At 70.4% G+C, this 26,831-nt stretch carries 26 protein-coding genes; 9 read left to right on the top strand and 17 right to left on the bottom strand.

Features of this window, described 5'->3' with window-relative positions; genetic code table 11:
* Positions 1–64: 64 nt before the first annotated feature.
* The 3 genes from ACFXBC_RS09390 (at position 65) to ACFXBC_RS09400 (ending at position 1,577) form a co-directional block, all read left to right on the top strand.
* Positions 65–673: a phage tail protein gene (locus tag ACFXBC_RS09390; protein ID WP_385020725.1), complete on the top strand. Its 609-nt coding sequence runs from the start codon at positions 65–67 to the stop codon at positions 671–673.
* 197 nt (positions 674–870) lie between these two features.
* Positions 871–1,161: a hypothetical protein gene (locus ACFXBC_RS09395; protein ID WP_385020728.1), complete on the top strand. Its 291-nt coding sequence runs from the start codon at positions 871–873 to the stop codon at positions 1,159–1,161.
* Positions 1,162–1,226: 65 nt separating this feature from the next.
* Entirely contained in the window at positions 1,227–1,577 is a 351-nt protein-coding gene (locus tag ACFXBC_RS09400; RefSeq protein ID WP_385020731.1) for a hypothetical protein, read from the top strand.
* Here ACFXBC_RS09400 and ACFXBC_RS09405 read toward each other — a convergent pair.
* The 14 genes from ACFXBC_RS09405 to ACFXBC_RS09470 form a co-directional block, all read right to left on the bottom strand.
* Positions 1,570–2,832, bottom strand: coding sequence for a lytic transglycosylase domain-containing protein (locus tag ACFXBC_RS09405; RefSeq protein WP_385020734.1), 1,263 nt, complete (start codon positions 2,830–2,832; stop codon positions 1,570–1,572). The two genes, ACFXBC_RS09400 and ACFXBC_RS09405, sit on opposite strands and share 8 nt — an antisense overlap.
* A gap of 144 nt (positions 2,833–2,976) precedes the next feature.
* Positions 2,977–3,771: a hypothetical protein gene (locus tag ACFXBC_RS09410; RefSeq protein ID WP_385020737.1), complete on the bottom strand. Its 795-nt coding sequence runs from the start codon at positions 3,769–3,771 to the stop codon at positions 2,977–2,979.
* Between the two features lie 24 nt (positions 3,772–3,795).
* Positions 3,796–4,383 carry a hypothetical protein gene (locus ACFXBC_RS09415; RefSeq protein ID WP_385020740.1) on the bottom strand — a complete coding sequence of 196 codons (588 nt, stop codon included), beginning with the start codon at positions 4,381–4,383 and terminating at the stop codon, positions 3,796–3,798.
* Positions 4,384–4,394: 11 nt separating this feature from the next.
* The gene (locus ACFXBC_RS09420) at positions 4,395–5,066 is read right to left on the bottom strand and encodes a hypothetical protein (RefSeq protein WP_385020744.1); all 672 of its coding nucleotides are present in this window, start codon (positions 5,064–5,066) and stop codon (positions 4,395–4,397) included.
* Positions 5,063–5,575 (bottom strand): hypothetical protein, encoded by a 513-nt coding sequence (locus tag ACFXBC_RS09425; RefSeq protein ID WP_385020747.1) that lies wholly within the window; start codon positions 5,573–5,575, stop codon positions 5,063–5,065. Before ACFXBC_RS09425 ends, ACFXBC_RS09420 begins: the two co-directional genes overlap by 4 nt.
* The gene (locus tag ACFXBC_RS09430) at positions 5,572–6,834 is read right to left on the bottom strand and encodes an MlaD family protein (protein ID WP_385020750.1); all 1,263 of its coding nucleotides are present in this window, start codon (positions 6,832–6,834) and stop codon (positions 5,572–5,574) included. The genes ACFXBC_RS09425 and ACFXBC_RS09430 overlap by 4 nt, the downstream gene beginning before the upstream one ends.
* Positions 6,834–8,072, bottom strand: a complete 1,239-nt coding sequence (locus tag ACFXBC_RS09435) for an MCE family protein (protein WP_385020753.1) — start codon at positions 8,070–8,072, stop codon at positions 6,834–6,836. Before ACFXBC_RS09435 ends, ACFXBC_RS09430 begins: the two co-directional genes overlap by 1 nt.
* Positions 8,069–9,280, bottom strand: a complete 1,212-nt coding sequence (locus ACFXBC_RS09440) for an MCE family protein (RefSeq protein WP_385020756.1) — start codon at positions 9,278–9,280, stop codon at positions 8,069–8,071. Before ACFXBC_RS09440 ends, ACFXBC_RS09435 begins: the two co-directional genes overlap by 4 nt.
* Positions 9,277–10,326, bottom strand: a complete 1,050-nt coding sequence (locus tag ACFXBC_RS09445; protein ID WP_385020759.1) for an MCE family protein — start codon at positions 10,324–10,326, stop codon at positions 9,277–9,279. The genes ACFXBC_RS09440 and ACFXBC_RS09445 overlap by 4 nt, the downstream gene beginning before the upstream one ends.
* On the bottom strand, positions 10,323–11,354 hold the full coding sequence (locus ACFXBC_RS09450) for an MCE family protein (RefSeq protein ID WP_385020762.1): 1,032 nt from the start codon (positions 11,352–11,354) through the stop codon (positions 10,323–10,325). The genes ACFXBC_RS09445 and ACFXBC_RS09450 overlap by 4 nt, the downstream gene beginning before the upstream one ends.
* Entirely contained in the window at positions 11,351–12,592 is a 1,242-nt protein-coding gene (locus tag ACFXBC_RS09455) for an MCE family protein (RefSeq protein ID WP_385020765.1), read from the bottom strand. The genes ACFXBC_RS09450 and ACFXBC_RS09455 overlap by 4 nt, the downstream gene beginning before the upstream one ends.
* On the bottom strand, positions 12,589–13,392 hold the full coding sequence (locus ACFXBC_RS09460; RefSeq protein ID WP_385020768.1) for an MlaE family ABC transporter permease: 804 nt from the start codon (positions 13,390–13,392) through the stop codon (positions 12,589–12,591). The genes ACFXBC_RS09455 and ACFXBC_RS09460 overlap by 4 nt, the downstream gene beginning before the upstream one ends.
* Before the next feature lie 3 nt (positions 13,393–13,395).
* Complete coding sequence (locus ACFXBC_RS09465) at positions 13,396–14,253, bottom strand: MlaE family ABC transporter permease (RefSeq protein WP_385020771.1); 858 nt, start codon at positions 14,251–14,253, stop codon at positions 13,396–13,398.
* On the bottom strand, positions 14,250–15,329 hold the full coding sequence (locus ACFXBC_RS09470) for an ABC transporter ATP-binding protein (protein WP_385020774.1): 1,080 nt from the start codon (positions 15,327–15,329) through the stop codon (positions 14,250–14,252). The genes ACFXBC_RS09465 and ACFXBC_RS09470 overlap by 4 nt, the downstream gene beginning before the upstream one ends.
* Positions 15,330–16,019: 690 nt before the next feature.
* On the opposite strand from ACFXBC_RS09470, the gene ACFXBC_RS09475 reads away from it, so the two are divergent.
* The gene (locus ACFXBC_RS09475; protein ID WP_385020777.1) at positions 16,020–16,964 is read left to right on the top strand and encodes a hypothetical protein; all 945 of its coding nucleotides are present in this window, start codon (positions 16,020–16,022) and stop codon (positions 16,962–16,964) included.
* 260 nt (positions 16,965–17,224) lie between these two features.
* Here ACFXBC_RS09475 and ACFXBC_RS09480 read toward each other — a convergent pair whose 3' ends face one another.
* Positions 17,225–18,712, bottom strand: coding sequence for a DUF6801 domain-containing protein (locus tag ACFXBC_RS09480; RefSeq protein WP_385020780.1), 1,488 nt, complete (start codon positions 18,710–18,712; stop codon positions 17,225–17,227).
* Between the two features lie 195 nt (positions 18,713–18,907).
* Entirely contained in the window at positions 18,908–19,510 is a 603-nt protein-coding gene (locus tag ACFXBC_RS09485) for a hypothetical protein (protein WP_385020782.1), read from the bottom strand.
* Between the two features lie 622 nt (positions 19,511–20,132).
* Between ACFXBC_RS09485 and ACFXBC_RS09490 the strand changes: the two genes are divergently transcribed.
* Together ACFXBC_RS09490 and ACFXBC_RS09495 are read left to right on the top strand one after the other, a co-directional pair.
* On the top strand, positions 20,133–21,335 hold the full coding sequence (locus ACFXBC_RS09490) for a PucR family transcriptional regulator (protein WP_385020785.1): 1,203 nt from the start codon (positions 20,133–20,135) through the stop codon (positions 21,333–21,335).
* Positions 21,336–21,436: 101 nt separating this feature from the next.
* The gene (locus ACFXBC_RS09495) at positions 21,437–21,898 is read left to right on the top strand and encodes an SCP2 sterol-binding domain-containing protein (protein WP_385020788.1); all 462 of its coding nucleotides are present in this window, start codon (positions 21,437–21,439) and stop codon (positions 21,896–21,898) included.
* Positions 21,899–22,290: 392 nt separating this feature from the next.
* Here the strand turns inward: ACFXBC_RS09495 and ACFXBC_RS09500 are convergent, their stop codons facing one another.
* Positions 22,291–23,601, bottom strand: coding sequence for a DUF1015 family protein (locus ACFXBC_RS09500; RefSeq protein ID WP_385020791.1), 1,311 nt, complete (start codon positions 23,599–23,601; stop codon positions 22,291–22,293).
* 65 nt (positions 23,602–23,666) lie between these two features.
* Here ACFXBC_RS09500 and ACFXBC_RS09505 point away from each other — a divergent pair, with 65 nt between their 5' ends.
* The 3 genes from ACFXBC_RS09505 to ACFXBC_RS09515 all read left to right on the top strand — a co-directional run.
* Positions 23,667–24,695: an HAD hydrolase-like protein gene (locus ACFXBC_RS09505; protein ID WP_385020794.1), complete on the top strand. Its 1,029-nt coding sequence runs from the start codon at positions 23,667–23,669 to the stop codon at positions 24,693–24,695.
* 141 nt (positions 24,696–24,836) lie between these two features.
* The gene (locus tag ACFXBC_RS09510; protein ID WP_385020797.1) at positions 24,837–25,883 is read left to right on the top strand and encodes a FecCD family ABC transporter permease; all 1,047 of its coding nucleotides are present in this window, start codon (positions 24,837–24,839) and stop codon (positions 25,881–25,883) included.
* Positions 25,884–25,888: 5 nt separating this feature from the next.
* The coding region (locus ACFXBC_RS09515) for a FecCD family ABC transporter permease (RefSeq protein WP_385020823.1) at positions 25,889–26,831 on the top strand (943 nt) is incomplete at its 3' end.

Consider the following 26,831-nt stretch of genomic DNA (forward strand, 5'->3'; position numbering starts at 1 on the left):
CCGTGTCCGCCCCGGACACGGCGGCCCCGTCCCGGGGCAACTCCCTGGAAAGGAAGCCACTTTCATGGCTGGTAACAACTCGTCCGAGATCCGCATCGCAGGCACCGGCCGCATCCTCGTGGCCCCGGCCGGCACCCCGGCGCCGACCCAGTTCTCCGCCGACCCGGCGGCCGACTGGGACAGCGCGGTGTGGCGGGACCTCGGATACACCTCCACCGACGGCGTGACCTTCTCCAAGAAGGACAAGCTCGACCCGGTGGAGACGTGGCAGGCGGTCAGCCCGGCCCGCTTCATCTACGCGGACCGTGATCTGACGCTGAAGTTCGCCATGCTCCAGTTCAACGAGGACACCCTGCCGTTCTTCATGGGCGGTGACACGGTGACCGCGGTGAACGCGACCACCAACCCGGGCGTCTACTCGTACAACGTGCCGGACGGCCCGCAGTTCGACGAGCGCGCCCTCGGCCTGGAGTTCCACGACGGGGCGGACATCACGTACCGGTTCGTCATCCCGCGTGGCCAGGTCACCGCGTCGGACGACATCAAGCTGGCCCGCAAGGCGGCCGCCTCGCTCGGCGTCACCTTCACGGCCCTGTCCTCCGGCGAGACCATGCCGCTCGCGACCTTCGTGATGAAGGACCCGTCGTACCTCACGTCCACGCCCAGCGTCTGACCCGCCGCCCCCGCCCAGGGGGCAGCACCCGGGGTGCCGGGCCACCGGGCCCGCCCGGCCCGGCACCCCGCCGTACGCGACCGGGCCCCGGATCCGTACGGCCGGCCGACTCCACCCGGCCAGGCCACCCCACCACTCAGCACGTCCGCATCAGCACCCATCAGCACCCATCAGCACCCATCCGAAACGGAGACCCCATGGCCACCTTCGACGTGAACAGCGCCCGTGCCCAGCGCATGGAGGCGCTCGGCCGCACCTGGTCGTTCGAACTCGACGGCGAGACCTACCAGCTGCCGACCGAGCTGACCCGCACGACCGCCGGGGCGCTCCGCGGCCTGGACGACAACGACGTCGACGGCCTGCTCGAACTCCTCCTCGGCAAGCAGCAGTTCGCCCGCTTCGCCAAGCTCGACGTCACCATGCAGGACATCGCGGCGATCCTGGAGGCGTACGGCAAGGAGACCGGGCTCGGCCTGGGGGAAGACTGAGCCTCGTCGCGTTCGCCGAAGAACACGCCGAGGCTCTGGAAGCCGACCTGCTCCGGCACTACGGGGTGGACCTGCTCGACTGGCATCGCGGCCGGCTCTCGTCCCGCCGGCTGTCGATCCTGATCAAGCACCTGCCACGGGACAGCGCCACCATCCGCGACACGGACGGCGAGACCGCGGACTGGGCAGTCACCGACTACCTGCTCGCGGCCGTCGTGGACCATCTCGCGGCGGCCAACTGGATGTTCTCCGTCGTCAACGGCGACGGAGAGTCCGACCCGCCCGAGCAGCCGGTCCCGGTACCACGCCCGGGCGACCGGGCGGAGCGGGACGGGGCACCGGCCGAGACCACCTCACCGGCCACCACTCCCCAGCCCGCCCCGAGCCCCTCAGAACTGGCCCGCTTCTTCAGCTGACGCCACCGCCGGGGGGGGCCCGGCCCCCCCCCGCCCGCGCGCCCCCGGGGGCGGCGGGGCCGGCGGCGCCGGGCGTGCCCGACGGGCTCGGGTCCGCCGTGGGCGTATCGGACGGGGAGGGTGAGGGCGACGGGCAGTCCGGGGGTGTGCTGCCGCCCGGGTCGGGTGACGAGGTGTCCGGCGGCCCCGACGTGGGCCCCGTAGAGGGCGATCCGGTCGTGCCCGGGTCCCCCGGGGCGCTCGGTGAACCGCCGGGCGGTTCGGGTGTGCCGCCGCCTGACGGGCTCGGGGACGGGCCGGCCGACGGTGAGTGGGAGGGCGGGGGCCCGATGACGATGCCGCCGCCCCGGCCCCCTTGCCCGCTGTGGCCGCCGCCCTTGTGGTGGTGGTCCGTGCCGGAGGGTGTTCCGTTGCCGTCGGACGCGCCGCCCGCGCCCGGACTGTGCGGCAGGACCCCTTCACCGTCCGGGACCTCATGGGTCCCATGCCGGTAGAAGGAGAGCCAGGAGAGCACCAGCCGCAGATAGGCGTCGGAGTGGTTGTAGCTGAGGACAGCGCTGTTCAGACCGGCGCTGCCGCGCAGATCGCGGCCCCCGGCGCAGAGATAGTGACCGGCGGCAAGCGCGGCGTCGAAGACGTTCTCCGGGTCCTTCTTGCCATCGTGGTTGCCGTCCTGTCCCCAGGTGGCCCATGTGGACGGGATGAACTGCATCGGGCCCACCGCCCGGTCGTAGGTGACGTCACCGTCGTACGCGCCGTGGTCGGTGTCGGGGATGTGCGCGAAGCCCGAACCGTTGAGCACCGGGCCGAGGATCGGCGCGAGGGTGGTGCCGTGCGTGTCGACCGCCCCGCCCCGCGCCTGCCCCGACTCGACCTTGCCGATGGCGGCGAGCAGTTGCCAGGGCAGCCCGCAGCCGGGGTCGCTCCGGTGCAGCCGCGCCTCGGCCGACCGGTAGGCGGCCAGCACGGTCGCCGGGATCCCCGACTGCTCGTACACCGCTCCCGCGCCACCGGCGTCGACCGGGTTGCCGGGTGGCGGCGGAGTGACCAGCGGCGGGATCTCGGTGTGGAACGAGTTGTCCGTGGGGCCGTCCACCTGGGCGGTGGCCCTCTCCGCCGGTACGGACGATCTCTTCGGCCGGGGCAGTTCGTGGTGGACGAGCCCCGGGGCCTGCGAGGCGGTGAGCGCGGCCATGGCCGCCGCGGCCACCGCGCTGCCTCCCAGTCCCCGCCGCATCCGCCGCACATGCCTCATCTGCCGCTCCCTCATCGGAATTCGGAAATTACGGAACCTCGGGTCGTTCACGCTGCGCTGGTCATCGGGCCGCCGGAACACGGGTGTTCGGGGCGGTGGCCGGAGTGGACGGCGGCCGGATGGGCCGCCGCGCCGCCGGGCGGGTCACCGGGTGAAGGTGTCGATGTTCGAGATCCGCCATCTGCCGCCCCCGCGCACCGCGTCGACGGCGAACATGGCCGCGGCGTACGTCGTCCGGTCCTTCTTGGCCGCCGTGTCGGTGTTGCTCTGGTCCGCGTAGAGCAGCACCCGTGCGCGGTCGCCGTCGATCAGCTCCACGCCGCTCTCGGTGACGGTGGTGGTCAGCACGAGCTTCTGCTTGGCGGCCTGCGCGCGTACGGCCGCCAGCATGTCCTTGTGCTGCTTCACGGCCTTGCCGGTGAGCAGGGTCGCCGCGGCCCGGTCCGCCTTGGCCGTGTTGGTGTAGTCGTACGAGAAGAGGGCGTTGACGGCGCTGGTAACCTGGCCCTTCACCTCGGTGGTGCGGCCCACGTCGGTCAGTGCGCCGTTGCTGGTCGCGGCGGAGCCGTGGAGATCGGACGCGCGCGTCCAGGCGTAGGCGGCGAACCCGCCCAGCAGCACGGTCAGGACGGCCAGCACCACCGGCAGCCTCACCCAGGCGCGGAGCGGCCGATGTGCGGCCCCGGCCGCCCGGTCCTCAGTGTCTGCGGCTGCGTCTGCGGCTCCGGCTGCGTCGGATTCCCCGGACTCGGATTTTCCGGACGCCGATTCCCCTGACACCGGCTCCTCGGCCTGTGCCTCTCCGGGGCCCCCGGGTCCGTTCCGCTCGCGCGGCGGCCCCTCCGGCGGCGTCCCCTCCGCTCCCCGTGGTCCGACGCGTACCGGGGCCACGGCCGCCAGTCGCCGCTGCCGGTTGATGAGATGACGGGTGGTCGACATGTCGTCCTCAGCTCCTCTCCTGGGTCAGCCGGCGGTGTTGCCGACGGGCGCCTGGCCCAGGGCGCTGAGTTTCCAGCCCCCGGACGTACGCGTGAGTTCGCCGAGCAGCCGGCTCTCCTTCTCGGCCGGCTTGCCCTTCGGCGCGGTCACCGTGATCCGCAGCGCCACCATCACGCTGGCCCTGCCCGCCCGGTCGTCCAGCTCGGTGACCGCGCCGGAGAGCACCCGCGCCGTCGACACCGTCTGCGCCTGCTTGATCTGCTTCTCGAACTCCGGCCTGCCGTCGGTGAGTTGCTTGTGCAGATCGCCGGTGGTCGATGACTCCCAGGTGTCGAGCCCGGCCGTCAGCTTCCGGTGGTCCAGCGTGTTCATGTTCTGTACGGCCTGCTCCCCCGCGGCCAGTACCCGGTCCCGCGACTGCGCGTAGGCGGCGGAACCGTCGTGCGCGGCCGCGTACCAGGACCACCCGCCCCAGCCCGCCGCGCCCGCGGCGAGCAGCGCCAGCGCGAGCGCCACCGCCGTCAGCGGGTTCCCCGCCGTCCTGAGCGCCCTGAGCGTCCCGGCTGTCCTGCGTGTCCCGGGTGTTCCGGATGTCCCGAGTGTGCTGCGCATGTACGTCTCCCTCAGCGGGCCGTGATGTCGGTGATCAGCCAGTTGCCGCCGCGGAGTTCGGCGGTCACCGACAGCTGTGCGGCCACCACTCCGGCCGGTTTCCCCTTGCGCTGTGCCGTCTGGTCGAGGAAGACCAGCAGCCGCGCCTCGCTGCCGGTCAGCCGGGTGACCCCGGCCCGTACCACCTGTGTGGTCAGCGTCAGCTTCTGCTCCTTCGCGCGTTTCCCGACCTGCCCGAAGAGCGCCGTGTACTGCTTCGCGGCCTTGCCTGCGAGCAGTTCGCGTGCCGACTGCGCGGTGACGTCGGTGGCCTGCGGTGTGTAGGACAGGACCTTGCCGAGCGTGGCGCTGACGTCCCCGGTGACCTGCGATGTGGCCTCCGTGTCGGTCAGGGCGCGGTTCCCGGCGGCCGGGGTGCTCCTCAGCTGATGGGCCCGTACCAGCATCCCGGCCCCGCCGAGCACAAGGAGCAGTACCGCCAGGCATCCCGCGATCAGCGCCCGGCGGTGGCGGCCCCGACCGCTCCCCGCGGGCGACTCCCCGCCCGGAAGGCCACGGGCGTCCCGAGAGACCTGAGTGTCCTGGGCGTCCTGAGAGTCCTGGGCGTCCTGGGGGCTTTCGGTGCCCTGGATGTCCTGAGGATCCCGGGGCTCCACGCCGATGTTCTCCACGGTGTTGCTCACGCGCCCTCCTTACCGACCGGCACTGCGCTGAGTGCGGTGACCTTCCAGCCGTCCGGGGTGCGGGCGAGCGTGGCCGTGAAGCGTTTGCGGTCGGTCGTGGCCGTACCGCCCCTGGGGGTGATGGCGACCTGGACGGTGGCGATCAGCGCCGCCGTGCCCGCCCGGTCGTCGAGCGCGGTGAGTGCGGCGTCGGTGACGGTGCCGCGCGCGGAGGTCCCTGCCTTGTCGAGGGTGGTCCGGTCAGCCGCGCGGGTGGCGGCCAGCCTGTCGTGGAGCGCGCCGGTGGAGGCGTCCAGCCACTGCCGCAGCCCGCTGTCGGTGTGCTTCGCGTCGAGGGTGTTGAGCTGGGCGACGCGTGCGCGCCCGGCCGCCAGCGCGGCGTCCCGGGAGGCCGAGTACCGCAGCGAACCGTCCCGGTGCGCCTGCCAGTACACCCATCCGGAGACGGCACAGAAGAGGACGGCGACCGTCAGGGCCAGCCCGCTCAGTACCTTGGTACGAGTGGTCACGCGCCGCCTCCCGGTCCGAGCAGCCCGCTCAGTCCTGTAGGGCCTCCGGCCGGCAGCGCGGGCGCCCCCAGGGCCCCGGGGAGCGAGCCCGCCCCTCCGGCGTCGGTGCCCAGGAGCAGGGAGCCCGGTTTCGCCGGCGCCGGGAGCGGACCGCCGCCCGGCGCGTTGGCCGAGCCGCGCACCTCCTTGCCGGTGCTCGGCGGCGAGGTGCAGCGGGCCCCGGTGTTGAGCTCCGCGGTGGCGCTGGTGTCCAGGCCGTTGCGGTACGTCGTGCCGCCGTATCCGGCGGTGCACGGCAGGGGCGAGAAGAAGGTGACGGCCATCCCGAAACGTGCTCCCTTGGCGTTGATGGCTGTGGACCCCGCCGCGGCCACCGCCGGAAGTTTCACCAGCAGTTCCTCCGTGCCGCGCTGACGGGTGACCGCCACATCGGATGTGGTGAGCAGATTGGCGAGCACCACGCTGAGATCGGGGTTCAGATCCCTGAGCAGGCCACTGACCTGTGTCGCGGCCTCGGGTGTGGCCGCGATGAGCGCCCGCAGATCGGTGTCGGAATCCACCAGCTGCCCGGCAAGTCCCCTGGCCCCCTTGGCGAAGGACTTCAGGGCCTCGCCCTCCTGGTTCTGGGTGCGCAGGACGGTCTCGCCGTCGGCCATCAGCCTGGTGTCGGTGGGCAGCGCCTTGTCCGCGGCCTTCAGGAAGTCGCTGCTGCTGTCCATCAGGACCTGGAGGTCCTCGCCGCGCCCGTCGAACGCGGCGCCGAACTCGTCCACTACCGTGCGCAGCGCGTCCGTATCGACCGAGGACGTCAGGTTGTCGACGCTGGTGAGCACGTTGGTCACCGGGGCCGGGATACTGGCGTCGGCCCGGACGATCCGGGAGCCGTTCTCCAGGTAGGGGCTGCCGGTGGCGACCGGACGCAGGTCGATGTACTCCTCGCCGACCGCCGACAGGTTGGCGACGACCGCTTTGAGATCGGCGGGGATGGCGGGCGCCGAGTCGTTGATCCGCAGATCGGCCTCCACGCCGTCGCCGGTCAGCCTGATCGGCCCGACCCGGCCCACCGAGACACCTCGGTAGGTGACATTGGCGTGGGTGAACAGGCCGCCCGTCTCCGGGAGTTCGACCTTCACCACGTAGTAGCCGCGCAGCCCGACCAGATGTCCGAGGTCGGCGTAGCGCGCGCCGAGGTAGCCGAGGACGAGCACCGTGATCAGCAGGAAGGCGATGTTCTTCAGCCGGGTGGCCCTGGTGACCATCAGTGGCCGCCTTCCGTGGACGGGGTGGGGACGGAGGGCAGCGGCAGGGGCGGCGGGGCGGCGCCGGACTTGCGCTGTGCTGTGGCGCCCTCGGTCCCGTCGGTGCCCCCGCCCTGGGTGCCTCCCCCGGTGAGGGTGATCGGCGGAATGATCTGTGTCCCCGGCACGGCCGTCACATCCAGATAGACATTGAGGTAGTCGCCCTTCACCCCGCGCAGCACCTCGTCGGTGAAGGGGTAGGTGAAGAGCACCTGCAGCGAGTCGGGCAGGTCCTTGCCGGAGTCGGCGAGCTGCTGGAGCGTCGGTGCGAGCGCCTTGAGGTCGGCGACCATGTCGGCCTTGCTCTTGTTCACGGTGTCGACGGCGACCCCGGAGAGCGTGTCGAGCGCCTTGAGCATGGTGATCAGGGAGCCGCGCTGCTTCTCCAGCACCTTCAGCCCGGGGCTGAGGCCGGTGAGCGCCTTGCCGATCTCCTGTTTGCGGGTGGCGAGCGTCGCGGAGAGCCGGTTGACGCCGTCGAGTGCGTCGGTGATGTCGCTCTTGTGTCCGTCGAGGCTGGTCACCAGGGTGTTGACGGACTGGAGGGTGGAGCGGATCTGCGGCTCCCGGCCGCCGAGGGTCTTGTTGAGTTCGGTGCTGATGGTCTTGAGCTGCTGCACACCGCCCCCGTTGAGCAGCAGGGAGAGTGCGCCGAAGACCTCCTCGACCTCCGGGTTGCGGTTGGTGCGTGAGATCGGGATGGTCTCGCCGTCGGTGAGCCGGTCGGCCGAAGCGTCCTTGTCCGGTGCGGTGAGCTGGATGAACTTCTCACCGAGCAGGCTGGACTGTTCGAGATGGGCGTAGGCGTTCCGCGGCAGGCGCACCTTGCCGTTGACCCGCATCGTGACCCGCGCCGACCAGTTCCCCGGCGCGAGCGTGATCTTCGAGACCCGGCCGACGGCCACGTCGTTCACCTTGACCGCCGCCTGCGGTACCAGGTTCAGTACATCGCCGAAGTCCGCGTGGATCTCGTACGGGTGCGCGCCGAGGTCGGCCCCGCCGGGCAGCGGCAGGTTCTCGATACCGGAGAACGACGGCGCGGCGCAGCCCCCGAGGGTCACGGTGCAGCAGACGGCGAGAGCGACGGCGACCGCGACGCCGGTACGGGACGTACGGGCGTAGCCGGGGGTACGCGAGGTGGCAGGCGTATGGGACGAGCCAGGCGTACGCGGGGCGCGGGATGTGGTGGTCCGGCTCATCGGGCGGTCCCCTTCCGTGCCGTGGAGTGCGCGGCCCCCTCGGCGGACTTCGCGGACTGCGCGGACTTCGCGGGCGAGCCGTACACCTCGCCCACCGTGGGCAGTGGCAGCGCGGGCAGCGACTTCCGTTGCGACGGCTGTACGGGGACCAGCCCGTCGACCCCCGCGCCGGCCGGGACCCCGCCGGCGGCGGTGCCGTCCGCCCCGGACGTGGACGGGCTTCCGGCGCCGGTGAGTTGGCCGTTCATGCTGATCTCGTTGAGATTGCCCCGGCCGTCGATGGTGCGGTGCGCGGGGTCGTAGGCGTTCAGCAGGTTGCCGGCGGCGAGCGGCGCGTCGTCCAGCATCTCCGCGAGGGAGGCACGCTGTTCGACCAGCGTGTCGGTGATCGGCCGCAGCCGGCTGACGCTCTTCTTGAGGGAGCCGCGGTTCTCCTCGATGAAGGTCTTCACCTGGCCGAGCGCGGTGCCCAGCTGCTTCAGGGCGGTGGCCAGATCGTCCTTGTCGTCGTCGAGGAAGCCGGAGACCGTGGCGAGCTGCTCCTCCGCCGTCTGCACCTTTCCGTCGTTGCCCTTGAGCATCGTGGTGAAGGACTGGAGGTAGGCGAGCGTGTCGAAGAGGTTGCCGCTGCTCTTGTCGAGCGTCTTGGCCGCCTTGCCGAACTGCTCGATCGAGTCCCCTATCGCCTTGCCGTTGCCCTTCAGGTTGGCCGCCCCGGTCTTGAGCAGATCGTCAAGGGCGCCCTTCGAGTTGGCGCCCTTCGGCCCGAGCGCGGTGGCCAGCTGGGTGACGCTCGCGTACAGCTGGTCGACCTCGACGGGCGTGGCGTTGCGGTCCGCCGCGAGGGTGGCCCGGTCCTTGAGCTGCGGGCCGCTGGTGTACGCGGGTGACAGCTGGACGTACCGGTCGGCGACGATGCTCGGTGCGACGATCAGCGCGCGGGCGTCGGCCGGTACCTTCACCCCCTTGTCGAGGACCAGCACCACCCGCACCTCCCTGCCCTCCGGCCGTACGGAGTCGACCCGGCCCACCTTCACTCCGAGGATCCGCAGGTCGGAGCCCGCGTAGAGGCCGGTGGCACGGTCGAAGTAGGCGGTGATGCGGTGGCCTCCGGCGCTGTCGAGGGCGAGGACGCCGGTGGTGGTCACGCCCGCGATCAGGACGAGTCCCGCCCCGATGCCCGCGATGCGCCTGGTGGTGTGGTTCATCGGCTGCTCCCCTGGGCCTGCCGGGGCGACATGCATCCGGTGGCCGGGGGTGTGCCGGCCGGCAGGTAGTTCTTCGGGACGAGCCCGCAGATGTAGCTGTCGAACCAGCGGCCGTTGCCGAGGGTGTTGCCGACGAGCCGGTAGTAGGGACCGGCCAGGGACAGCGCCTTGTCCAGGCTCTTGCGGTTCTTCAGCAGGACGGTCGTGACCTTGTCGAGTGCGGTCAGGGTCGGCTTCAGCTGCTTGTTGTTGTCCTTGACCAGGCCGGTCAGTTCGGTACCGAGGTCGGTGGTCCCGGTGAGCAGCAGATGGATGGAGTCACGCCGGTTCTGGATCTCGCCGAGCAGCAGGTTGCCGTCCTTCAGGAGGGCGTCGAAGCTGCTGTTCTTGGCGGACAGGGTCTTGGTGAGCTGTTTGCTGCCCTTGAGCAGCTTGGCCAGTTCGGCGTCCCGCTGCGAGACCGTCCGGGACAGCGCGGAGAGGCCGGTCGCCGCGTTCCGCACGTCGGGGGGCGAGTTCTTGAAGGTGTCCGAGATCGTCTGGAAGCTCTTCGCGAGCTGCTTGGTGTCGAGGTCGCCGATGGTGTCGCTGAGCCCGCTGAACGCCTGGGTGACGTCGTACGGCGATGTGGTGCGGCTCAGCGGGATCGTGGCCGAGGGGTCCTGCGCTCCGGTGCCGACCGGGTCGAGCGCCAGATACTTGTCGCCGAGCAGGGTCTTGATGGCGATGGCCGCCGTGCTGGAGTTGCCGACCCAGGCGCCCTTGACCTTGAAGTCCACCTTCACCTTGGCACCGTCGAGCGCGACAGCCTTCACCTGGCCGACCCTGACCCCGGCGATCCGCACCTCGTCACCGGGGCTGAGCCCCGCCGACTCGCTGAAGTCGGCGGTGTACTGGGTGCCGCCGCCGATGAAGGGCAGTGAGTCGGCGCGGTAGGCGGCGAGCCCGATCAGGGCGAGCACCAGCAGTCCCACGAGGCTCACGGCGACCGGATTGCGCTCCCGTACGGGCTTGATCCGCGGGAGCCGCAGGCGGGGTGTGTTCATGCCCGGCACCTCGATTCGGTGACCGCGATACCGGTGGGCGGTTTGCTGCCGTCCGATGTGGTCACACCCGTCACCCGGGCCTCGCAGAGGTAGAGGTTCAGCCACGAGCCGTAGGAGGCGAGCCGGGTGATGGCCTGCATCTTGGCGGGGGTGGTCCGCAGGAAGTCCTGGAGCTGCGGTGTGGCGTCACCCAACTGCCCGGCCACACGTCCGAGTTGGCTGATGTCCTTCTTGAGCGGTGCCCGGCCCTCCTGGAGGAGTCCGGCGGTCGATGTCGTCAGTGCGCCCATCGCGGTGATCGCGTCCCCGAGGGGTTTGCGGTCCCCTGCGAAGCCGGAGACGAGCTGCTGGAGGGTGACGACGAGGTCGTTGAAGTCCGACTCCCGGCTGTTGACCGTCGTCAGCACCGTGTTGAGGTTCTTGATGACCTGCCCGATGACCTTGTCCTTGGCCGCGACGGTGGTGGTCAGCGATCCGACGTGCTGGAGCAGGCTGTCGACGGTGCCGCCCTCGCCCTGGAGCACCTGCACGATGGAGTTGGCCAGCTGGTTCATCTCGGCCGGGGCCAGGCCCTGGAGGAGCGGCTGGAACCCGTTGAACAGCTCGGTGAGGTCCAGTGCCGGTGTGGTGTGCGAGAGCTGGATGGTGGCGCCGGGCGGGAAGAGCTTCCCGACGGGCCCGCTACCCTGCTCCAGGTCGACGTACCGCTGGCCGACCATGTTGAGGTACTTGATCGACGCGGTCACCGATGCGGGCAGGGTACGGCCCTTCTTCACGGCGAAGCGCACCTCGGCGAGCCGCCGGTCGGCGACCTTCACGGACTCGACCTGCCCGACCTTCACCCCGGCGATCCGTACGCTGTCCCCCTCCATCAGCCCGGTCGCGTCGGTGAACCGCGCCCGGTAGGAGACGGTGTCGCCGACGTCCGTGTTGGCGATGCTCAGCCCGAGTACCGCGGTGGCCAGCGAGGTCACCAGGACGAAGACCAGGGATTTGACGAGCGGGGCCGTCAGACTGCGGCGCTTCACTTGAGCTTCACCTCCGCACCGCGGAAGACCGGGCCGGCCAGCAGGCTGCTCCAGTCGGGAAGGGACCGCGCCGGTGACTTCACGCCGGGGGCCAGGAGTTCATTGACGAGCTGGTTCTCCTGGGGCGAGTTGGGCAGCCCGAGGCTGTCGGAGCTCTTCGTCCCGGTGGCGGCGGTCGGCACGGACTTGCCGGTGTAGGGGACGGAGTAGCAGTGCGGTCCGCCGCTCGCGGTGTAGGACGGGGTGTCCCTGCCCGCGGTGTACTTCCCCAGCGAGGGGACGGAGACCAGGCTGACGTGCAGCCCCGGTTCGTCCGTTCCCTTGCCGAGCGCCTTGTCCATGGCGGGCACGAAGCCCGCGAGGGTGCTCAGGGTGCAGGGGAACTCGGGGGCGTACTTCGCGAGGAGTTCCAGCGTGGGGCGGCTGGTCGCGGAGAGCCGGATGATGTTGTCCTTGTTCTGCTGGAGGAAGGCCGTGACGTCCTGGGCGGTGCCGGTGGTGGTGGCGTACACGTCCGCCAGCTGGGCCTGCTTCTCGGCGAGGGTGGAGCTGGTGGTGGTGAAGTCGGTGAGCGCGGTGAGGATGTCGGGCGCCGCGTCCGAGTAGACCTTGGTGACCTTGACCAGCTCCGCGATGTCCCGGTTGAGCGTGGGCAGTTGCGGGTTGAGCTTCTTCAGATAGCTGTCGAGCGTGACGAAGGTGTCGCCGAGCTGCTGCCCCCGACCGCTCAGCGCCTGGGCGACGGCGGTCAGCGTGGCGGAGAGCTTCTGCGGCTCCACCGCGGTGAGCAACGGCAGTACGTGGTCGAGCACCTGCTCCAGCTCGATGGCGTTGCGCGAACGGTCCTGCGGGATGGTGTCGCCCGCCTTCAGCGCCCGGGTGGACGCGTGCGCCGGCGGTACGAGTGCGACGTACCGCTCGCCGAACAGCGTCGTCGGCAGCATCTGCGCGGTGACGTCGGAGGGGACCTGGCTCAGTTTGTCCGGCTGGATGGCGAGGGTGAGCCGGGCGCCGCCGCCGTCCGAACTGATGCCGCGCACCTGCCCGATGACGACACCGCGCAGCTTCACATCGGCGTTGAGGTGCATCTCGCTGCCGACGGTGTCCGCGTCCACCCGTACCGTCGCCGAGTCGGTGAAGTCCTTCCGGTACACGGCGACCGACAGCCAGATCAGCAGTGCGGGGACCACGATGAAGACCACACCGGCGAGCCGTAGCCGTACTGTCCGCGCGCTCATCCCGCCACCTTCACGGTCGTCGTGGCGCCCCAGATGGCGAGGGAGAGGAAGAAGTCGGTGACGCTGATGAGCACGATGGCGTTGCGCACCGACCGGCCGACCGCGACTCCGACCCCGGCGGGGCCACCGGTGGCGCGGAAGCCGTAGTAGCAGTGGGCCAGGATCACCAGGACGCTGAAGATCAGCACTTTCAGCACCGAGAGCAGGACGTCGTCCGGGGAGAGGAACAGGTTGAAGTAGTGGTCGTAGGTGCCGGACGACTGCCCCTTGAAGAGGACGGTCACCAGGCGGGACGCGACGTACGAGCTGAGCAGCCCCATGGCGTACAGCGGGATGATTGCGACCACTCCGGCGATGATCCGGGTGGTGACGAGATACGGCATGGAGCGCACCCCCATCGCCTCCAGCGCGTCCACCTCCTCGTTGATGCGCATCGCGCCGAGCTGGGCGGTGAAGCCCGCGCCGACGGTCGCGGAGAGGGCGAGTCCGGCGACCAGCGGGGCGATCTCGCGGGTGTTGAAGTACGCGGAGATGAACCCGGTGAAGGCGGCGGTGCCGATCTGGTTGAGCGCCGCGTATCCCTGGAGGCCGACGACCGTCCCGGTGAAGAGGGTCATGCCGATCATCACGCCGATGGTGCCGCCGATGACCCCGAGACCGCCGCTGCCGAAGGCGACCTCGGCGAGCAGCCGCTGGACCTCCCTGGTGTAGCGGCGCAGGGTGCGCGGGATCCAGAGGAGCGCCCTGGCGTAGAAGACGAGTTGGTCGCCCGAGCGGTCGAGCCAGCCGAGCATGGACATCTCTCAGCTCCCCTTCGCGGGGACGATCTGGAGATAGACCGCCGTGAGGACCATGTTCACGAAGAACAGCAGCATGAAGGTGATGACGACGGACTGGTTGACCGCGTCGCCGACGCCTTTGGGGCCGCCGCGGGGGTTGAGTCCCCGGTAGGCCGCGACGATTCCGGCGAGGAAGCCGAAGATCAGCGCCTTGACCTCGCTGATGTAGAGGTCCGGCAGCTGGGCCAGGGCGGAGAAGCTGGAGAGATAGGCGCCCGGTGTGCCGTGCTGCAGGATCACGTTGAAGAAGTAGCCGCCGAGCGTGCCGACGACGGAGACCAGTCCGTTCAGCAGGACCGCCACGAACATCGTGGCGAGCACCCGGGGCACCACCAGGCGCTGGACCGGCGAGACGCCCATGACCTCCATCGCGTCCAGCTCCTCACGGATCTTCCGTGAGCCGAGGTCGGCGCAGATCGCCGAGCCGCCGGCGCCCGAGATCAGCAGCGCGACGATCAGCGGGCTGGCCTGCTGGATGACGGCGAGCACGCTCGCCCCGCCGGTGAAGGACTGGGCGCCGAGCTGCTCGGTGAGCGAACCGACCTGGAGGGCGATGACGGCGCCGAAGGGGATCGAGACCAGGGCGGCCGGCAGGATCGTGACGCTCGCGATGAACCAGAACTGCTCGATGAACTCCCTTACCTGGAAGGGTCTTCGGAAGACGGACCGGATCACGGTGGCGCCGAGGGCGAAGAGCTTCCCGGTCTCGCGCAGCGGTGCGAGCACCCGCAGCGGCGGGCGGGGCTGCCGGTAGTCGGCGGGTCTGCCCGTGGCGCCGTCGGCCGACGGCTCGGAGGGGCGGACCGGAGGGGGTACGGTCATGGCCGGCCACCGCCGGATGCCGGGGCCGTGCCGGATGCGGGGGTCCCGCCGGGTGCCGTGGCCGTGCCGGATGCCTGAGTCGCCCCTGATACCGGAGTCGCGCCGGATGCCGGGCCCTCGTAACTCCTGAGGATGGCGGTGCGCGCCGCATCGGGCAGCTCCGCCAGCATGCCCAGCACCCGTTCCCTGCGCCGCAGGACCGCCTGGCGCTCGGGCAGCCCGTCGGAGGGTTCGAGCTGCGGGACGAGGGGGCGCGGCGTGTGCGGGCGGGTGCCTGCCGCGCTGCGCTGCTCGGCCGCGAGGGTCGCCGCGTCCTTCTCCTCGGACATCCCGATCGGCCCCTCGCGCCGGCCGCTCAGGAACTGCGCGACCACCGGCTCCTCGCTGGTGAGCAGCAGTTCGCGGGGCCCGAACGTGACCAGGTTGCGCAGGAAGAGCATCCCCATGTTGTCGGGGACGGTGGCCGCGATGTCGAGATTGTGGGTGACGATCAGCATCGTCGCGTCGAACTGCGCGTTCAGGTCGATGAGCAGCTGCGAGATGTACGAGGTGCGCACCGGGTCGAGCCCCGAGTCCGGCTCGTCGATGAGGATGATCTGGGGGTCGAGCACCAGGGCGCGGGCCAGTCCGGCCCGCTTCCGCATTCCCCCGGATATCTCCCCGGGAAGCTTCTCCTCGGCGCCCAGGAGCCCCACCATGTCCATCCGCTCCATGACGATACGGCGGATCTCCGACTCCTTCTTCCTGGTGTGCTCACGGAGCGGAAAGGCCACATTGTCGAAGAGCGTCATCGAACCGAAGAGTGCACCGTCCTGGAACATCAGGCCGAAGAGCTTACGGGTCTCGTAGATGTCGCGTTCGGGACTGTTCACCATGTCGACGCCGTTGATGAGCACACTGCCCCGCTCGGGTTTCAGCAGCCCGATCAGAGACTTGAGGAACACGGTCTTTCCGGTGCCGGAAGGGCCGAGCATCACACTGACTTCACCGGCAGGGAGCGTGAGTGTCACGTCCTGCCAGATTCTCTGTTTGCCGAAAGACTTCGTGAGCCCTTCAACAACTACTTCGATTCCCATCTCACCTCCTGCATGCACTCACGAAGTGACAGAAGTGCGCCGAGAGGCGCACGTTAAGTTCACCGGCACCACCGGGACAAGCCCTTGAACAGGTAACTCTCCAAGAAATTGAGCCACTTGTCAGGGGGTGACAAGCCCGTGCGGAAACCTTGTTGAAAAGTGCTCACTCGGAGCAGGGACGCAGGTGAGGGACTTACGCCCCGGCCTCAACCGGCCGAGCTGCTTGCGGAGAGCGACGTTACGGCCGGGTAACCTGGGGCCGCAATACCAGTTCCGCAAGTTTTGTCAGGAGGGTGCGCGTCCGCTCTCTTCTTTGCGGTGAGTGAGCAGCGCAGGACGGAAACTCATCCGGAAGTGATAAATTCCGGCGGCCGGGGGGCCGGGGGCGCGCGGACGCCCGGCGTAGCGGAACACCGTAATCCGCCGCGTACGGCCTCCGGCGGATGCGCACCGCGCCCGGACACGCACCAACTGACAAGGCGCTCAATGCCCTTGCTCATCACCGCACAAGAAGACCAGGACACCCGAAGTTCATCACACCACAGCATTGTGCGGTGGTGTTTCCCGCCAGTAACCTCACGGCTCGGTGAATTCGGAGGCGAAACCGGACCACGGGAGAGCCCTTGTACACCTCGACCCGCCTTTCGCTCATCACCGCCTTCTGGACGGCTGCCGAAAAAAGGGGAAGACATGAGATCCGTTTCCACCCGACTGCGTCTGGGGCTGCTCGCCGGCTCCACCGCCCTCACCGCTTTCGTGTCCGTGGGTACGGCTACCGCGGCCAGTGGGCCCGTCAGCCTGAACGGCAGCTGGGCGCCGTTCTCCCGGTGTCCTGTGGACGCTCCCGCGATGCTGGCCGCCGACGGGCAGAACGACACCGCGCTCTGCGTCTCCTCGCACTCGGCGAACGGCTCCATCAAGCTCGGCAGCTCCGTCGTGCCCACCGGGGCCAGCGACCTGCAGCTCGGCGTGATCACCCACCCCAACGGCTCATCGACCCTGGTCTCCCCCGCGGGCGGCGCGCTGGTGGCCGACTCCGCACAGCTCCCCGGCGGCCTGCTGGGACTGATGTGCCCCAGCAACGTCCCGGTGGTCAGCGGCATCTGCAGGCAGATCACCGACAACAGCCTCAACCGGGTCACCGCCACCATCGAGTCGGTGAACAACCCGAGCGACTTCACGCTGCTGGCCGGGGCCACCACGGGCAAGCCGATCGTGACCCTGCCGGTCCGTATCCATCTGCAGAATCCGTTCCTCGGCGACAAGTGCTACATCGGCTCGGCGGCGGACCCCATCCTGCTGCGCCCGCAGAACCTCACCGCGCCCACCCCGGGGACCGAGTCGTTCGACGCCGACGGCACCGCCGACCCGGACGGTGCGCTGGGCCGGATCAACCTCGTCGGCGCCAACCAGGGCGACACCACCTACGCGGTCCCCGGCGCCAGCGGCTGCGGACTCGACCTGCTGAACTGGGCGGTGAACCTCAAGACGGCGCTGCCCTCCGCATCCGGCAAGAACAGCGTGACCCTGAACAGCGCGTCGACCTATGTCGCCACGCTCAACGACCCGGCCGGCGCCGCCCCCGGTGAGGGCAAGGCCCTCTCGGACGCCTGGCACTCCGCCGTACGCCACTGACGGCAGCCGCACACCAGGCTCCCCCGCACCTCGCCCCGATGGGGCCGCTCCCCGCCACTGCGGGAGGCGGCCCCATCGGCCTGCCGGACCGCCGCCGCGACCCGGCACCGGGGGGCAGGCACGGCCCGGTACCTGGGACCCGACAAGGCCCGGCACCGGGGCCAGGCACGGTCCGGTCCGCCTCCCGGTGCCGACAACCCGCCTCCCGGTGCCGACAACAAGCCATTCATGGCCGGCAGATGGCGCGGCGGCGCGTGCGGTTACGGCTTGACGGCCTTGGTACCCGGAAGCTCGGGGATATTCGGCGGGCACAGGTTGTCGGGTGAGTCGGGAATACAGGTCGTCCCCTGGTTCATCTCGATACTGTTCCCCGGGCCGGAGAGCGCGGCGGTGAAAAGCGGGTCCAGGTCCTCGCCGTTCGTACCGCATCCGGAGAATCGGGGAATGTCTATCGTGCCGTCGAGTGTGCCGCCGTAGAAGACATTCGTGTATTTGGCACCGCCGTTGAGAACCACCTTGTAAGGGGTAGCCGTCCGGCACGAGCCGCCGACATCGAGCGGGGTTCCGTTCACCTTCACGTCGTACAGCCGCAGCGACTGTCTGAACGAGATCACGGAGAACACACTGGTGCCGACGTTCCCGGTCGATATGGTGACCGGCCCGGTCTCGAACCGCACCTTCGCGGTGACCGGCTGGAATCCGAAGGTCAGAAAGGTCGATTCGGCGTCGGGGAGGCGCAGGTCGGCCAGTGAGTCCAGCCGCAGATAGAGGCCGCCCGGCTGGACACTGGACCTGACCGACGAGTGGGTGACCGCCAGCACGCTGATCGTCACGGGCTTGCGCTTCGGATCGTTGATGATCATCGCGCCGTTGAGCTTGCTGACATTGGCCACACCCAGGGCGTAGGCGCAGCCGGGGCTGCCCGGCAGGTCGTACTCGCCGGGGGTGGCCCCCGGCGGTGCCTTGGGCGCGTCGCCCGGGTCGGCCTTGCCCTTCGGTATCACGGTCGGGCACTTGCCGACCGGTGCGGGGTCGGACCGGGGCTGCACCGTGACGCCGCCGTCCGCTTGCTCGCGCCCCTTCCCCCCGTCCGTGGTGGTGGGCGTCGGGCTACCCGGCGTCGTGGTGGGACCGGCGCTGCCCGTCGGCGGCACCGGAACGGTCCCCAGCGCCACATCCTGGCCCGCGGCCGGCTCACAGACCAGCGGCACGGGCTCCGGGGCGCCCTCCTTGCCGGTGCCGGGCGTCGCGGTCAGCAGCCCGAGCCTCAACTCGCCCGCCGCCAGGGTGATGTCGCCCGTACCGCCCGCCGTGACGGTGGGCACCGGCCCCGCGTGGACGAGCCGTACATCGCCCTCCGCCGGAACCGGGGTACTGGGCGCGGCGAGATCCGACCACATCGCCGTGGCCGACCGGTCGTTCTGGCTCACCTTGACGGCGAGGGACGCGGTGCTCAGGACCGCCTCCGTGTCCTTGGGCAGCAGCGCCGCGAGATCCGTGCCCGCCAGCCCCACGGTGACCTTCACCGGACCGGGCTGCACCGGCTTGCCGGGCTCGGCGGACGCGGGGAGGTTCATCGCGACCCCGACCGTGGCACGGGCGGAGCCGGACGGGAGCCCGCAGTCGTACGAGAGGGTGGCCGGGGCGCCGCCCTCGCCGGCCGCCGATCCGTTGCCTGCCAGCAGCCCGGCGACGAGTGCGGCCGCCGCGGCGGATGCCAGCCGTACCGGCCGCCCACCGCCCCTCACACCGCCGCCCCTCACAGGTGTCCTGGGATTCATTCCGGCCCTGCCCTCCGCCTCATACGGTCTGGTTCCTGTTCTTCCGCTGCCACGGGGTCCCGTCGGGCCGCCGCGCCTGCTGACCGCCGGGCCGCAAACGTGAAATCCGGGCCGGAGGCAGCAGACGCTGCCTCCGGCCCGTGCCGCCCCGCCCCGATGGGGTTACGGAGTGCTGATCACCGGTGCGGTGCTCACCGCGTACGAGGCATTGAAGGACGCCACGTCACCGTTGTTGATGAGGCCGAGGCAGCTGGCGCCGGACGCCACCAGGCCGTTGCCCGTGCCGTCGATCACCAGGGCGTGTGCGGTGTTGTCGTAGTGGCCGTTGACGGTGCCGGTGAAGTCGGCGGCGCAGCCGACACCCGCGATGTGCGCCGAGATCGCGCTGACCGTGCCGTTGACCCAGGTCGGGTGGGAGGAGTTCACACTGACCGCGTTGATCTTCCACGGGGTGGCCTTCATCGTGACCTTGAATGTGATGCCGGCCACGCTGCAGTTGGTGAACGTGATGGTGTTGATGGAGCCGATCCCGACGCCGTTGGTGCTCGTCGCCTGGAGGGAGCCCGCGGTCACGTCGGACGACGCACAGTTCAGCGTCGCGGCCGGCACCGCGAGTGACGGGTTGGCGGCGTGCGCCGTGTAGGCACCGGAGTGGGTGACCGTCCAGGAGGACGTGGCGGTGGCCGATGCCGATGTCGCGGCCAGCCCGACGGCCGCACCGATGGCGGCGGTCACGACTGCGGCTCTTGCGGCAAACTTGTGCATGGTGTGATTTCCCTTCGTGGCGTCTTGATCAGATTCCCGGAGTTCCGTCCCGGGCGGAACGGAGCCCCCACGAGGTTCACTTGGCCGGTTGGCGGTTTCGTCCCGGGCGACCGCTCGTTCCGACCGTGCGGCGATGACGCTACGAGTGAGTAACCTGAGTTCGCAATGGCCTGTACGAAGGAATTTGGGCGCGGGTTCTCCGGCGTCGATTTCCTGTTGCCGGGCGAGTACGGACCAGCCCCTCATTAGCCGGAAGTGAGTAATTCCGTACGGTCCGCCGTGTCTCCCGGTGACAGTTGTCCGCTCCGCCTCCCGGCCGGATCGTCCGGCCCGGCATCCGCCCCGTACGGCGGGGCCCGCTCCTTTCTTGTCACCGAATGACAAAGGAGGCTGCCGAAACCGAAGCGGAATTGCCCGAGCGTGCCATCCGGCGAACGGAGTTGACGGCGCGCGATGGCTGGATACGCTCCCCCGCTCACCCCCCGCGCTGTCGTGGATGTGTCCACCGGACCCCGGCTTCGACTATGTTCGGCAACCCAAATCGGTACGCACCTGACGGTCTCCGGGAGCGCTCTCCCGTCGGCCACCCCCCACCGGGCGCCGGAGAGCAAGGGGTCGAGGAATGCCGGGAGTTGCACAGCCCTCGGACATCGGAGAACCGCTGGGGCCGCTTCCCCAGGAGTTCGCGGCCGTCATGCGGCCCGAACTCCCCAGCCTGATCAAGGAAATCGGCCTGGAGGTCACCCGTGCCTACCCCGAGTACGCACGGCTGCTCGAAGGCCCCTACGCCCAGGGCATCCGGATCGGCGTGGAGCAGAACATCTCCGTCTTCGTCGACCAGGTCGCCGAACCCACCGCGTCGTCGGCGCTGCGCGACGAGATGTGCCGGCGGTTCGGCCGGTTCGAGGCGTACGAGGGCAGAAGCCTGGACAAACTCCAGGGCGCCTACCGGCTCGGCGCCCGGATCGCGCTGCGGCGGGCGAAACGGGTGGGGCGGCGCTACAACCTCTCCCCCACCCTGATGCTCACCTTCGCCGACGCGCTGTTCACCTATGTCGACGAGCTGGAGGCGCTGTCGCGCGAGGGCTATCTGGAGGTGCGGACGGCCGGCGGGGACCAGCAGGACACCCAGCGGCGGCGACTGGTGCATCTGATCCTCGCCGGTTCACCGGTGCCCCGCTCCGCCATCGCCGAACTCGCGGAGCAGACCGGCTGGACCCTGCCCGACCAGGTCACGCTCGTCGCCCTGCGGCCGCCCGCCGGAGTTCCGTCCGCCCTGCTGGACAACGATGTCCTCGCCGACCTGGCGGAGCCGCAGCCCCATCTGCTGGTTCCCGGCCCCTTCGACGAGCGAAGACAGCACATGCTCGACGTCGCACTCCCCGGAGCGCGCCGCGCCGTCGGACTCACCGTCCCGCTCGCGAACGCCGCCGACTCGCTCCGCTGGGCCCGCCGGGTACTCGACCTCGTCGACACCGGAACCATCGGCGACGCGCCGACGATCCACTGCGAGGACCATATGGTGACGCTCTGGCTGCTCTCCGACCGGGCATTGCTCGAACAGCTCGCCGGACGCGAACTGGCCCCCGTCGCCCACCTCACGGCGAACCGCAGGGACCGCCTCCTGGAGACGCTGCACGCATGGCTCGCGACCCGGGGCACCGCGGCCCAGCTGGGCGAGGTCCTGGATGTGCACGCACAGACCGTGCGCTACCGCATGCGCACCCTGGAGAGCATCTTCGGCCGCCAACTCTCCGATCCTGAGCGGCGGTTCGCCATCGAGATCGTCCTGCGCGCGATGCGGCTGGAGCCGAGCAGCGGCTGACACCTCCCGTGGCACCCTCCTTCCCTTCCCCGCCTTGCCCGTGCGCCCTCGGCGCCATAACCTGACTCCCCAGTAAGTTGACTCAGCAGTAAGGAAGCTTCGTGGCGGACAACATCAGCGAAAAGCTCGCGGAGCTGGACTTCGCGTCCGTCTCCCCACAGGAATTCGCGACGATCATCAAGGGGCTCACCACGAAGGAACTCGGCGAGATCGCCCACGGTGATCTGCGCCGCCGGGTGCTCGCGGAGGTATTCGGGCGCATGGAACGGCAGTTCCGCCCGGAGAGTGCCGGTTCGCTCGCCGCCGTGATCCGCTGGAAGATCACGGGCGAGAGCGACGTGGTGTACGAGACCACCATCGGCGACGGGATCTGCACCGTCACCGAGGGCCGCTCGGAGGCCGATCCGCGCCTCACGCTGGCCCTGGGCGACGCCGACTTCCTCAGACTGGTCTCCGGAAACGCGAGCCCGGTATCCCTCTTCCTCCTCCGCAAGGTCGGCGTCACTGGGGATATGGCCCTCGCCGCGGGGCTCACCCGGTACTTCGACATTCCCAAGGCGTGAGCGGGAGAAGAGGGGACACGGTCAGCGGCACCGGCAGACCTGTGACCACTGACCCGTACGCCACATCCACCGGGACGCCGCTACCGCCGCGAGGCTGAACCTCGCCGTCCGGCGATCACTGGACCGGCCTACAGCGTGTGCGCCGTTCGCGCGGCGGTGTGAGGGTGCCCCTGTGACCACTGCCAGCAGTCCAGCCCCAGCCGCACCACCTGTGCTCGACACCCGGCAGCGGAACATCGTGTTCGGCACGATCATGCTCGGTGTGCTGCTGGCCGCACTCGACCAGAGGGGTGGGGGGGGGCCGCGCGCGCGCCGCGCGGCGCGCCCCCCCCGCCCCCCCGCGCGGGCGGGCCCCCCCCCCCTGCTCGTTGTGGTGGAGCGCTCCCTGCGGCTCAGCCGATGGCGAGGCGGCGCAGCACGAGCCCGGTCGCCGGTTTCGGGCCGAACGAGGTCGATTTACGTGGCATCGTCACACCCTGGCGGGCCAGTTCCCGGACGACCTCCTCGCGTACCGGGTACATCAGGACGGCCGTACCGCCCAGTCGCTCGGCCTGTTCGACGGCCGCGTCCGTCGCATGGATGTACGTGATGTGCTCGGGCGCGTCCGGGACCGACCAGACCTTGTCGAGCAGCGTGTGGTGGAGCACTGTCGCGTCCAGCGTCCGCCAGGCCATGGGGTGGTCGGCGGGGACCGTGCGGGCCAGCAGCTCCGGTGACGGACGGTCGGCGAGATGGAAGCGGCCGTCCCCGGCGAGCAGAAAGGCGTTGCCCGCGGACGCCGCGTCGGCGAGGGCGGCAAGGGCCTCCGGGAGCGCGTCGAACGACTGGACCCGGAAGGCGCCGTCGAGCGCCGTCAGTGCCTCGGAGACCGGCAGCCGGCGCAGTACCCGGTGGATCGCCCTGACCTGGAGCGGATAGTGGACCGTGTCGATGAGGAGCACCAGGCCGTATCCCCAGGGGCCGGGCCCCGGGTGTTCGTCGCGCAGCCGGAGATAGGTCGCCCACCGGTGGTGCCCGTCGGCGATCAGGGCCTGCCGCCCTGCCAGGTCGGTCTGCGCCTCCGCGATCTCCGCCGGATCGGTGACGGCCCACAGCCGGTGGCTGAAGCCGTCCTCGGTGACCGTCGCGAGCAGGGGGTCTCCGGCTATCGCCCGCTCGATGACCGCCGCCGCGCCCCGCACGCGTGCGGCTCCCGTTGCCGTTCCCGCCGGTTCCGTCGCGTCGCCGCGGTAGGTCAGCAGGAGCGGTTCGAAGTTGACGGCCGTGGTCCGCATCAGCGCCGCCCGGTCCGCGACGATGTCGGCCATCACGTCCTCGTGCGGGAGGACCACGCCCTCCTCGGGGGTGGAGAGGGCCAGGGTGCCGATGAGACCGCGTTGGAGCACCTCGCCGTGGCGCTGCTCGTACACATAGAGGGCGGCCTCGGGGTCCGCGGCCAGGATGCCGTCGTCGAACCACTCCGTGAGCGTCGCCGCGGCCTTCTGGTTGCGGGCGGCGGGAGTGTCGGCCTGGGGCAGGATCAGGCGCACGATGTTGTGCGGATCGGCGGACTCCAGATGGTGCAGCCCGTCCGGCCGGACCACGACATCGTACGGCGGGGACGTGACGGCCGCGAGACTGCCGACGCGTTCGGGAACGTAGCGCACTCCGCGGAAAGGGAAAAGACGCAGTCCGTTGTCCGCATGCCGACCACTTGAAGTCATTGGTGCATGGTATGTGGGGATCCGTCATACGGGATGATCGGAGAAGAACAGCGACAAGGAGTGCGATGACCCGGCAGACCAGGACCAGCCCAGACGGCATGACGACCCCCTTGAGTGAGACGTACGACACAGCCCTGCTCGACCTGGACGGGGTGGTGTACGCGGGCGGCGCGGCCATCGCCCACGCCGTCGATTCGCTCGGGAGCGCGCGGGACGGCGGGATGCACCTCGCGTACGTCACCAACAACGCGCTGCGGACACCGGAGGCGGTGGCGGACCACCTCACCGAACTGGGCGTGCCCGCCGATGCCTCCGATGTCATCACATCGGCCCAGGCGGTCTCCCGGCTGATCGCCGATCAGTTCCCGCGGGGAGCCAGGGTGCTGGCCATCGGCGGGGAGGGGCTCCGGGTCGCGCTGCGCGAACGCGGCCTGGAACCGGTGGACTCGGCCGACGACTCCCCGGTCGCGGTGGCGCAGGGGTACGGCGGCCCGGACATGACCTGGGCGCGGTTCGCCGAGGCCGGGTACGCGATCAACAGCGGTCTGCCATGGTTCGTCTCCAATACGGATCTGACCATTCCCAGCGCGCGCGGGATCGCTCCCGGTAACGGCGCCGCGGTCGAGGTCGTCCGGATCGCGACCGGGGCCGAACCGCAGGTGGCCGGGAAGCCGCTGCCGCCGATGCACCGGGAGACCGTGCTGCGGACCGGCGCGAAGCGGCCGCTGGTCGTGGGGGACCGGCTGGACACCGACATCGAGGGCGCGTTCAACGGCGGGGTGGACTCGCTGCTCGTACTGACCGGCGTGACGGACGCGGCCCAGCTGCTGGCCGCACCGCCCGAGCACCGGCCGACCTATGTGGACGCGGATCTGCGCGGGCTGCTCACCGGCCAGCCCGAAGTGACCGAGGACGGCGGGGTGTTCCGCTGCGGCGGCTGGAGCGTATCGGTACGGGACGGGGAGCCTGCCGTCGACGGTGACGGGGGCCCGCTGGACGGGCTGCGGGCGCTGTGTGCCGCGGCCTGGACAGAGGCGGGCGACGGTACGTACGGTCGGGACGCCGGCAAGGCGATCGCCCGCATCGGGCTCTGACCTCGCAGGGCTTCGGCGCCCGCCCGGTCCCGGGGCGGGTGTCCACGCCCGGTCCCGGTGCGGCTGTCCGCTTCGGGCTCCGGGGCCGGCCCGTACCGCCGCCCGGTCGGAGAACCGCCAGGGTTAGGCTAACCTAACCACGTGTTGGTCGACAGTCCCTCCAGGCAGAGCGCGGAGCAAGCCCCCGCGCCACCCAGGCGCAACGCGGCGCGCGCAGCCGGGCTGCTGCTGTCGCTCGCCCTGCTGCTCCTGGTCGTCGTCGCGAGTATCGCGATCGGTGCCAAGGCGGTGCCGCTGGGTGAGGTGTGGCACGGTCTGGCGCACAGCTCGGGCACGGGCGACGACGTACTGATCCGGGATGTGCGCGTCCCCCGCACCGTCCTCGGGGTCCTGGTCGGGGCCGCGCTCGGGGTCGCCGGAGCGGTGATGCAGGCGCTCACCCGCAACCCGCTCGCCGAGCCCGGCATTCTGGGCGTCAACGCGGGTGCGTCCGCCGCCGTCGTCTCCGCGGTGAGCTTCCTCGGGGTCAGCTCCTTCACCGGCTATGTGTGGTTCGCCTTCGCGGGCGCCGCCGTGGTCTCGGTCCTCGTCTACGTACTGAGCGGGAGCCGCGGGGCCACCCCGGTACGGCTCGCGCTCGCCGGTACGGCCGCCACCTACGCGATGTTCGGCTACGTCAACGGTGTGGAACTGCTCAACTCGGACGCCCTGGACAAGATGCGCTTCTGGACGGTCGGTTCGCTGGCGTCGGCGACCTCCGGGACGGTGACGCAGGTCTGGCCCTTCGTGGTGGCCGGCCTGCTGGTGGCGCTGCTGCTCGGCCGCCCGCTCAACGCCATGGCGCTGGGCGACGACACGGCCAGGGCGCTCGGCGCGCACCTCACCCGCACCCGGGTCCTCGCGATGCTCGCCGTGACCCTGCTCTGCGGATCGGCGACCGCCGCCTGCGGGCCGATCGTCTTCATCGGGCTGATGGTCCCGCACATCGTCCGGGCGATCACCGGACCCGACATGCGCTGGACGCTGCCGTACGCCGCGGTCCTCTCGCCCGTCCTGCTGCTGGGCGCCGACGTCGTCGGCAGGATGGTCGCCCGGCCCGCCGAGCTCCAGGTCGGCATCGTGACCGCGCTCATCGGCGGCCCCATCTTCATCTTTCTCGTACGCCGCCGGAGGATGACTCAGCTGTGAAAGCGATGCACGCGATACGTACCCCGGGCGGGCTCTCGCTGCGGGTCGAGGCCAGAGCAGCGGTCGTGGTCGTCCTGCTTGCCGTGGTCGCCCTGGTGGCCGGTGTGGTGCTCATCGGCAGCGGTGACTACCCGATCGCACCCACGGACGTGATCCGCACCCTCCTGGGCAGCGGCACCACGGCCCAGGAGTTCATCGTCAACGACCTGCGGCTGCCCAGGGCGCTCGTCGGGCTCCTCGTCGGGGCGGCGCTGGGCGTCGGGGGCGCGGTCTTCCAGTCCATCTCCCGCAATCCGCTGGGCAGTCCGGATGTGATCGGCTTCGGACAGGGGGCGAGCGTCGGAGCACTCGCGGTGATCGTGCTCTTCCACGGCGGAGCGACCGCGGTGGCCGGCGGGGCGGTCGTCGGCGGCCTGGCCACCGGCATCGCCGTGTACACGCTGGCCTGGAAGCGGGGGGTGCACGGCTACCGGCTGGTTCTCGTCGGTATCGGCGCCGCCGCGATGCTGACCGCCTGCAACAGCTATCTGCTCACCAAGGCCGGCCTGGTCGACGCGACCCGCGCCGTCGTCTGGATGACCGGCTCACTCGACGGCCGCGACTGGTCGCAGGTCTGGCCGCTCCTGGCCACCTCTGTGGTGCTGATGCCGCTGGTCATCGGGTACGGGCGCAATCTCAGGATGCTGGAGATGGGCGACGACGCCGCGTACGCCCTGGGCGTACGGGTCGAGCGGACCCGGCTGGTGCTGATGCTGGCAGCGGTCCTGCTCACCGCGGTGGCCACCGCCGCCGCCGGGCCGATCGCCTTCGTGGCTCTCAGCGCACCTCAGCTCGCCCGGCGGCTGACCCGCTCGCCGGGCGCCAACCTCATCCCCTCGGCCCTCATGGGCGCCGCCCTGCTGGTCGTCGCCGACAGGACCCCCCCCCGGGCCGTCGGCGCCCGGCCCC

The sequence above is a fragment of the Streptomyces sp. NPDC059398 genome (assembly GCF_042751845.1).
GTDB lineage: Bacteria > Actinomycetota > Actinomycetes > Streptomycetales > Streptomycetaceae > Streptomyces.